General features: G+C 70.0%; 8 protein-coding genes and 1 rRNA gene. All 9 read left to right on the top strand.

Features of this window, described 5'->3' with window-relative positions:
- Positions 1-92, top strand: a 5S ribosomal RNA gene (rrf, locus tag ACIQVI_RS22865); the annotation flags it as partial.
- A gap of 144 nt (positions 93-236) precedes the next feature.
- On the top strand, positions 237-845 hold the full coding sequence (locus ACIQVI_RS22860; RefSeq protein WP_121831602.1) for a CDP-alcohol phosphatidyltransferase family protein: 609 nt from the start codon (positions 237-239) through the stop codon (positions 843-845).
- Between the two features lie 116 nt (positions 846-961).
- The gene (locus ACIQVI_RS22855) at positions 962-3,457 is read left to right on the top strand and encodes a mannose-1-phosphate guanyltransferase (protein WP_351969921.1); all 2,496 of its coding nucleotides are present in this window, start codon (positions 962-964) and stop codon (positions 3,455-3,457) included.
- Between the two features lie 102 nt (positions 3,458-3,559).
- Positions 3,560-4,486, top strand: a complete 927-nt coding sequence (locus ACIQVI_RS22850; protein WP_351969917.1) for a DUF881 domain-containing protein — start codon at positions 3,560-3,562, stop codon at positions 4,484-4,486.
- Complete coding sequence (locus ACIQVI_RS22845) at positions 4,483-4,815, top strand: small basic family protein (RefSeq protein WP_015032176.1); 333 nt, start codon at positions 4,483-4,485, stop codon at positions 4,813-4,815. Before ACIQVI_RS22850 ends, ACIQVI_RS22845 begins: the two co-directional genes overlap by 4 nt.
- A 428-nt stretch (positions 4,816-5,243) precedes the next feature.
- Positions 5,244-6,011, top strand: coding sequence for a DUF881 domain-containing protein (locus tag ACIQVI_RS22840; protein ID WP_403598790.1), 768 nt, complete (start codon positions 5,244-5,246; stop codon positions 6,009-6,011).
- Positions 6,012-6,093: 82 nt separating this feature from the next.
- The gene (locus ACIQVI_RS22835) at positions 6,094-7,029 is read left to right on the top strand and encodes an FHA domain-containing protein (protein WP_403598787.1); all 936 of its coding nucleotides are present in this window, start codon (positions 6,094-6,096) and stop codon (positions 7,027-7,029) included.
- A gap of 31 nt (positions 7,030-7,060) precedes the next feature.
- Positions 7,061-7,801, top strand: coding sequence for a MerR family transcriptional regulator (locus ACIQVI_RS22830; protein WP_351969916.1), 741 nt, complete (start codon positions 7,061-7,063; stop codon positions 7,799-7,801).
- A gap of 64 nt (positions 7,802-7,865) precedes the next feature.
- The gene (locus ACIQVI_RS22825; protein WP_017238433.1) at positions 7,866-8,339 is read left to right on the top strand and encodes a bifunctional nuclease family protein; all 474 of its coding nucleotides are present in this window, start codon (positions 7,866-7,868) and stop codon (positions 8,337-8,339) included.
- The last annotated feature ends 44 nt before the right edge of the window (positions 8,340-8,383 follow it).

Below are 8,383 nucleotides of genomic sequence, written 5' to 3'. Positions count from 1 at the left end.
CGCCCGGTTACATTCCGAACCCGGAAGCTAAGCCTTTCAGCGCCGATGGTACTGCAGGGGGGACCCTGTGGGAGAGTAGGACACCGCCGAACAATCATTGTGGGAAAGCCCCGCACCTTCTGGTGCGGGGCTTTCCTGCGTTCCGGGGGCCGGCGAGACCCCTGTGCGCGGGGGTTCGGTGGCTGAAGGTAGGGTCAGGGGGCAACGTCGGCATCATCCCAGCAGGAGGCCCCCGGGTGGAGGTCCAGGAGACTCGCGTTCAGACCGACCGGGTCCTCACCATCCCCAACATTCTCAGCATGGCGCGCCTCGTCGGCGTGCCGCTGTTTCTGTGGCTGATTCTCCGCCCCGAGTTCGGCGGTCCCAAGAGCGACGGATGGGCGCTTCTCGTCCTGGCGCTCAGCGGCGTCAGCGACTACCTCGACGGAAAACTCGCCCGACGCTGGAACCAGATCAGCAGCCTCGGCCGGCTGCTCGATCCCGCCGCCGACCGTCTGTACATCCTGTCCACCCTCGTCGGCCTCACCTGGCGGGAGATCCTTCCGCTTTGGCTGACCGCCGCCCTTCTGGCGCGCGAGCTCATGCTCCTCGTCATGGTGGGAATCCTCCGCCGACACGGCTACCCGCCGCCGCAGGTCAACTTCCTCGGAAAAGCTGCGACTTTCAACCTCATGTACGCGTTCCCGTTGCTGCTTCTCAGTGACGGAACGGGCTGGCTTTCGTCACTCGCTGAAGTTTTCGGGTGGGCCTTCGCCGGATGGGGTACAACTCTGTATTGGTGGGCAGGGATCCTCTACGTGGTCCAGGTCCGTCGACTCGTGAAGACGGATACCGAGGCCGATTGAGCCCGTTCCTTCTGTGTCGAGCAGCGTCGCCGGCAACAACGAGGACGTCCGCGGGCTACTGAGCGGACAGGCGAAGTCGGCAGGACCGTCATCTCTTGAAGGAGGACGCTTCCGACATGAAGGCCGTCGTGATGGCCGGTGGCGAGGGAACCCGTCTTCGCCCCATGACCTCGAGTATGCCCAAGCCTCTTCTGCCGGTGGTGAACCGGCCGATCATGGAGCACGTCCTGCGACTGCTCAAGAGGCACGGTCTCAACGAGACCGTCGTCACCGTGCAGTTTCTCGCCTCTCTCGTCCGGAATTACTTCGGTGACGGCGAAGAGCTCGGGATGGAGCTCACCTATGCCAATGAGGAGAAGCCGCTCGGTACAGCGGGAAGCGTGAAGAACGCCGAGGAAGCGCTGAAGGACGACGCCTTCCTCGTCATCTCGGGGGACGCGCTCACCGATTTCGATCTCACCGATCTCATCGCCTTCCACAAGGAGAAGGGCGCGCTCGTCACGGTCTGCCTCACCCGGGTTCCCAACCCCCTGGAGTTCGGCATCACGATCGTCGACGAAGAGGGCAAGGTCGAGCGCTTCCTGGAGAAGCCGACCTGGGGCCAGGTCTTCTCGGACACCGTGAACACGGGCATCTACGTGATGGAGCCCGAGGTGTTCGACTACGTCGAGGCCGACACGTCGGTCGACTGGTCGGGGGACGTCTTCCCGCAGCTCATGAAGGAGGGCAAGCCGATCTACGGCTATGTCGCCGAGGGCTACTGGGAGGACGTCGGCACGCACGAGAGCTATGTGAAGGCCCAGGCGGACGTCCTGGAGGGCAAGGTCCAGGTCGACATCGACGGCTTCGAGATCTCGCCCGGGGTGTGGGTCTCGGAAGGCGCCGAGGTGCACCCCGACGCCGTGCTGCGGGGACCGCTCTACATCGGCGACTACGCCAAGGTGGAGGCCGGTGCCGAGATCCGCGAGCACACCGTCGTCGGCTCGAACGTGGTCGTCAAGAGCGGTGCCTTCCTGCACAAGGCCGTCGTCCACGACAACGTCTACATCGGCCAGCAGAGCAATCTGCGCGGCTGTGTGATCGGCAAGAACACCGACGTCATGCGCGCCGCCCGGATCGAGGACGGAGCCGTCATCGGGGACGAGTGCCTGGTCGGTGAGGAATCGATCGTGCAGGGCAACGTCCGGGTCTACCCGTTCAAGACGATCGAGGCCGGCGCGTTCGTCAACACCTCGGTCATCTGGGAGTCCCGGGGCCAGGCCCACCTCTTCGGGGCGCGCGGGGTCTCCGGCATCCTCAACGTGGAGATCACCCCCGAGCTGGCCGTCCGCCTCGCGGGCGCGTACGCCACGACCCTGAAGAAGGGCTCGACCGTCACCACGGCCCGTGACCACTCACGGGGCGCCCGCGCGCTGAAACGGGCGGTGATCTCGGCGCTGCAGGCCAGCGCCATCGACGTACGGGACCTGGAGAACGTGCCGCTGCCGGTGGCGCGCCAGCAGACCGCGCGCGGCAGCGCCGGCGGCATCATGATCCGGACCTCGCCGGGCGTGCCCGACTCCGTCGACATCATGTTCTTCGACGAGCGCGGCGCCGACCTCTCGCAGGGCGGGCAGCGCAAGCTCGACCGGGTGTTCGCGCGCCAGGAGTACCGGAGGGCCTTCCCCGGTGAGATCGGGGACCTCTCCTTCCCGGCGAGCGTCTTCGACTCGTACACCGGCTCGCTGCTGAGGAACGTCGACACCTCCGGGATCGCGGAGGCCGGGCTGAAGGTCGTCGTGGACGCCTCCAACGGCAGTGCCGGGCTCGTCCTGCCCAGCCTGCTCGGACGGCTCCAGGTCGACTCGCTGACCATCAACCCCGGGCTCGACGAGTCCAGGCCCACGGAGTCGGCCGAGAGCCGGCGGGCCGGGCTCGTACGGCTCGGGGAGATCGTGGCCTCGGCGCGGGCCGCGTTCGGCGTGCGGTTCGACCCCGTCGGCGAGCGTCTCTCGCTCGTGGACGAGCGGGGCCGGATCATCGAGGACGACCGGGCGCTCCTGGTCATGCTGGACCTGGTGGCGGCCGAGCGGCGGTCCGGGCGGGTCGCGCTGCCGGTGACCACCACGCGGATCGCCGAGCAGGTCGCCGCGTACCACGGCACCCAGGTCGAGTGGACGACCACCTCGCCCGACGACCTCACCCGGGTCGGCCGTGAGGAGTCGACGATCTTCGGCGGTGACGGGCGCGGCGGGTTCATCGTGCCCGAGTTCAGCAGCGTCTTCGACGGGACCGCCGCCTTCGTGCGGCTGCTCGGCCTCGTGGCGCGGACGCAGCTCACGCTGAGCCAGATCGACGCCCGGATCCCGCGGGCCCACGTCCTCAAGCGGGACATCGCGACCCCGTGGGCCGTGAAGGGGCTCGTGATGCGCAAGGTGGTCGAGGCGGCGGGCAGCCGCTCCGTCGACACCACCGACGGCGTCCGGGTGGTCGAGGCCGACGGGCGCTGGGTGATGGTGCTGCCCGACCCCGCCGAGGCCGTCACCCATCTGTGGGCGGAGGGCCCCGACGACACCTCCGCGCAGGCCCTGCTCGACGAGTGGGCCGCGGTGGTCGACAGCGCGGGCAACTGACGCGGTCGGGCCGTTCCGGTGGGGAGGCGCCCCAGGGCGCCTCCCCACCGGCGTGGAGGGGCCATTCGGCGGTAGGCCGTACGACGTGCGACGATGTGCGGCATGTCGCAGCAGCCCCCCGTTCGGAGCACCGGATCACCGCCGCCGCGACCCGACGCGTCCATGTCGCTGCTGAACAACGTGATCGACCACGCGCTCGACGACGGCTACGCCGAGGCGACCGCCCGGCGGACCGCCGAGGGCGGGGGACTGCCCCGCAGCCTGCGGGCGAAGCTCGGGGTCGCCGCCGGCCTCCTGCTCGCGGCCGCCGTGGTGACCGTCGGCGCGGCCGAGGCGCGGGTCTCCGCGCCGGTCGTCGCCAAGGAACGGCAGGATCTGATCGACCGGATCGAGACGGAGACGTCGGCGGCCGACGGCCTGGAGCGGGACATCGAGCGGATCCGGGCCGAGGTCGGCGAACGCCAGCGGCAGGCGCTCCAGGAGCACGGCGGCGACCAGGCCGAGCTGGTGGCGCTGCTCTCGGGCGCGACGCCGGTGCACGGCCCCGGGGTGAAGCTGGTGGTCGACGACGCCAAGAACACCGACACCGGTGGCGGCGGACCGAGGGAGAGCAGTGGTTTCTCCGACACGGGCCGGGTCCGCGACCGGGACATGCAGCGCGTGGTCAACGGGCTGTGGGAGTCGGGCGCCGAAGCGGTCGCGATCAACGGGCAGCGGCTGACGTCGCTGTCCGCGATCCGGGCCGCGGGCGACGCCATACTGGTCGACAACAAGCCGCTGGTGCCGCCGTACACCGTCCTCGCGATCGGGAACGGGCAGAAGCTGAGCACCGCGTTCCAGGACAGCGCCGACGGGCAGTACCTGCACGCGCTGGTGGAGAACTTCGGGATCAGGAGCAGCATCTCCGCCGAGGGCGACGTGCGCCTGCCGGCGGCGCCGAGCCTGACCGTACGTACCGCAGAGCCGAGGGGGGTCGGGGCGACGCCCTCCGGCCGGGCCACGGCCGACACAGGGAAGGGCACATCGTGATCGCCGTACTGGGCCTGATCGTCGGAGTGGTGGTCGGACTGTTGGTCCGCCCCGAGGTTCCGGCGGTGGTCGAGCCCTATCTTCCGATCGCCGTGGTCGCCGCCCTCGACGCGGTCTTCGGCGGGCTGCGGGCCATGCTCGACGGGATCTTCGTCGACAAGGTCTTCGTGGTCTCCTTCCTGTCGAACGTGGTCGTGGCCGCGCTGATCGTCTTCCTCGGCGACAAGCTGGGCGTGGGCGCGCAGCTGTCGACCGGTGTGGTCGTCGTCCTCGGCATCCGGATCTTCTCCAACGCGGCCGCCATCCGGCGCCACGTCTTCCGGGCGTGAGGCCGATGAGCGAGAACCCGCAGAACCCCGAGAACCCGCAGGCCCCGCAGAGCCCTCAGGGGCCCCAGAACCCTCAGGTCCCTCGGGGTCCCCAGAACCCTCAGGCCCCTCAGGGTCCCCAGAGCCCCCGGAACCCTCAGGTCCCTAGGGATCCCCGGGTCCCCCAGGGGCCTCAGGCTCCCCGGAGTCCTCAGGAGCCGCCGCGCGCGGCGGAGCCCGAAGCCCCCGAAGGGGCCGGGGCTCCGGAGAGGCCCGCGGCGCCCGAGGTGCCCGAGGACGAGAGCACCCGGGTCCTCCGGAAAGTGGAGGAGCGGCCCTCGTACGCCCAGCCCCACCCCCACCAGCACCGGAAGCCCCCGCACGAAGGCGTTTCCGACGGCCCTCCGGCGCGGGAGGACGCGAACGGGGGCGTACGGGAGCCCGAGACGATCTCGGCCGCCGATCCGCCGGCCGCGAGCGCGTCCGGCAGGGACGAGCAGGGCGGACGGCGGAGGCTGATCTCCGCGCTGTGGCCGCCGAGGGTGACCAGGGCCCAACTCATCGTCGCCCTGCTGCTGTTCGGCCTCGGACTCGGCCTGGCCATCCAGGTCTCCTCGACCAGCGACAACAGCGCCCTGCGGGGCGCGCGCCAGGAGGACCTGGTGCGGATCCTCGACGAACTCGACGACCGCACCCAGCGCCTGGAGGACGAGAAGGCCCGTCTGGAGAAGCAGCGTTCCGAGCTGGAGTCCAGCTCGGACCAGGCCGAGGAGGCGCGCAAGCAGACCCAGGAGAAGGAGCGGCAGCTCGGCATCCTGGCCGGTACGGTCGCCGCCGAGGGCCCCGGCATCACCCTGTCCGTCGGCGACCCCGCCGGATCCGTCGAGTCGGACATGCTCCTCGACGCCATCCAGGAGCTGCGCGCGGCGGGCGCCGAGGCGATCCAGGTCAACGGTGTCCGGGTGGTGGCGGACAGCTATTTCACCGGTAGCGGTGACGACATGCGGATCGATGGAACGCGAGTGGCCGCTCCGTACGTCTTCAAGGTCATCGGCAAGCCGGAGGATCTCGAGCCCGCGCTCAACATCCCCGGCGGTGTCGTGCAGACCCTCGAGAAGGAGCAGGCCACGGCCACGGTGGAGCGCTCGGCGAAGATCGTCGTCGACGCCTTGCGACCGGCGAAGCGGCCTGACTACGCTCAGTCGTCCTCGCAGTGAGGAGGCGTACGAGGGGGGTCCCGCGACAAGGGCAGGGCCTTGCGGGGGGTCGGCGCATCACAACGGTGGTGCGTGGTGGAAACTGTCCGGAGGATACGGACGTTGTGAAGGTGTCCGGGTCGGCAGGTGTGATGGATCTCGGTTCGTCCTGCCCCACGGGCGGGTCTGTTTCGGTCAAGGGGAATCGCCCGTGAAGTTGTTTGCGAAGTTGTTCGGCAAGAGCGCACGCGAGGACGGCGGCAACGCCCGGCACCGCGCGCCGCGCCACGCCCAGAGCGAGGAGCAGGGCGGCGAGCGCCCGCTCTTCCGTGACGAGGTCGGGGGCGGTGACAATCCGGGCGCACCGGGCGCGTCTTCTGTTGACCCCGCCGGGGCCGCCCGCATAGGTTTCGGAGAACCATCGACCTCGAGTACGGGTGGAGGGTTCACCCCCGACCCGTACGCGACACAGACCTCGGCGGGGCAGCCGCGGCAGGAGGATGCGTCCATGCCGGTGTGCACGAGGTGCGGTCACCGCAACGCGGCCGACAGCCGCTTCTGCTCCCACTGCGGCACGCCGCTGCGGGGCGGAATCGCCCCCGAGCGCGCGTCGGAGACGACGTCGACGATCTCCATCTCGGGCCTCGAGGCCTACGACGCGGAGGTCACCGGTCAGAACGCGCTGCCCTCGCTCTCCCCGGAGGCGCTGGCGGCCGTGGAGGCGCTGCCGCTGGGCTCCGCGCTCCTCGTGGTGCGCCGGGGGCCGAACTCCGGCAGCCGGTTCCTCCTCGACGGGGAGCTGACGACGGCCGGCCGTCACCCGCAGAGCGACATCTTCCTGGACGACGTCACGGTCTCCCGGCGGCACGTCGAGTTCCGGCGGGCCCAGGACGGCAGCTTCACCGTCGCCGACGTCGGCAGCCTCAACGGCACGTACGTCAACCGCGAGCCGATCGACTCGGTCGTTCTGTCCAACGGCGACGAGGTGCAGATCGGCAAGTACCGGCTGGTCTTCTATTCGAGCCAGCGGGGCGTGTGACGCCCCGGGGAATCCCCTTCAGGGAAGGTCCATGCTGCGAACACCGACGGGCGGTGCCGGATCCGGCACCGCCACCGCGGGCGACATGGTCAGCATCGGCACGGTGCTGAACCAGCTGCGCGACGAGTTTCCCGAAGTGACCATCTCCAAGATCCGGTTCCTGGAGGCCGAGGGGCTCGTCGAGCCCCGCAGGACGGCCTCCGGGTACCGGAAGTTCAGCCCGCAGGACGTGGAGCGGCTCGCCCGCATCCTGCGGATGCAGCGGGACCATTACCTTCCGCTGAAGGTCATCCGCGAGCACCTCGACGCCCTCGCCCGGGGCGAGGAGATCCCCCTTCCGGCCCCGGGGCGCCGGCGGGACCTCCTGGAGGGTCCCTGGGAGCAGGAGGCGGAGCCGCCCGCCCCCGCGCGGCTCGGGCGGGCCGAGCTGCTCGCCGCCGCCGAGGTCACCGAGGCCGAGCTCGCCGAGTGGGAGTCGTACGGCCTGATCGCCGAGACGGACGGCGGGGGGTACGACGCCGAGGCCGTCACCGTCGCCCGGCTCGTGGCGGATCTGGGGAGATTCGGACTGGAGCCCCGGCACCTGCGGGCCGTGAAGGCGGCCGCCGAACGGGAGGCCGGGCTCATCGAACAGGTGGTCGCGCCGCTGCGCCGGCACCGTAATCCGCAGACCAGGGCCCATGCGGAGGCCACCGCCAAGGAGCTGGCCGCGCAGTCGGTGCGGCTGCACGCGGCCCTGATGCAGATCGCCCTGGGCATCCGCGCGCAGTGATCTCGCGGTGACCTCGGAGGGGCCCGACTATCCAAACCGGTCGGGCACGTCCTAGGGTTGCTGTGTGAACGAGCTCGACGTTGTGGGTGTCCGAGTGGAAATGCCCTCCAATCAGCCGATCGTGCTCCTACGTGAAGTGGGAGGCGATCGTTACCTCCCCATCTGGATCGGACCGGGGGAGGCGACCGCGATCGCCTTCGCGCAGCAGGGGATGGCGCCTCCGCGGCCGCTGACGCACGACCTGTTCAAGGACGTGCTGGAGGCCGTGGGGCAGGAGCTCACCGAAGTCCGCATCACGGATCTGCGTGACGGGGTCTTCTACGCCGAGCTGGTCTTCGCCAGCGGCGTCGAGGTGAGCGCCCGGCCGTCCGACGCGATAGCGCTGGCCCTCCGGACCGGGACGCCGATCTTCGGCAGCGACGGCGTCCTGGACGACGCCGGCATCGCGATTCCGGACGAGCAGGAGGACGAGGTGGAGAAGTTCCGCGAATTCCTCGACCAGATCTCACCGGAGGATTTCGGGACCAACAGTCAGTGAGACCGGGCGGTACGGCCGCGGGCCGTTCCCGGGGTGCTGTCAGA

This window comes from Streptomyces sp. NPDC098101, assembly GCF_044760185.1.
GTDB lineage: Bacteria > Actinomycetota > Actinomycetes > Streptomycetales > Streptomycetaceae > Streptomyces.
This window is presented reverse-complemented; position numbering and strand designations above follow the sequence as displayed.

Bases quoted from the DNA above. Each gene is read 5' to 3' on its own strand.
- ACIQVI_RS22855 (WP_351969921.1), top strand. From the start codon at position 962: ATGAAGGCCGTCGTGATGGCCGGTGGCGAGGGAACCCGTCTTCGCCCC.
- ACIQVI_RS22850 (WP_351969917.1), top strand. From the start codon at position 3,560: ATGTCGCAGCAGCCCCCCGTTCGGAGCACCGGATCACCGCCGCCGCGA.
- ACIQVI_RS22830 (WP_351969916.1), top strand. From the start codon at position 7,061: ATGCTGCGAACACCGACGGGCGGTGCCGGATCCGGCACCGCCACCGCG.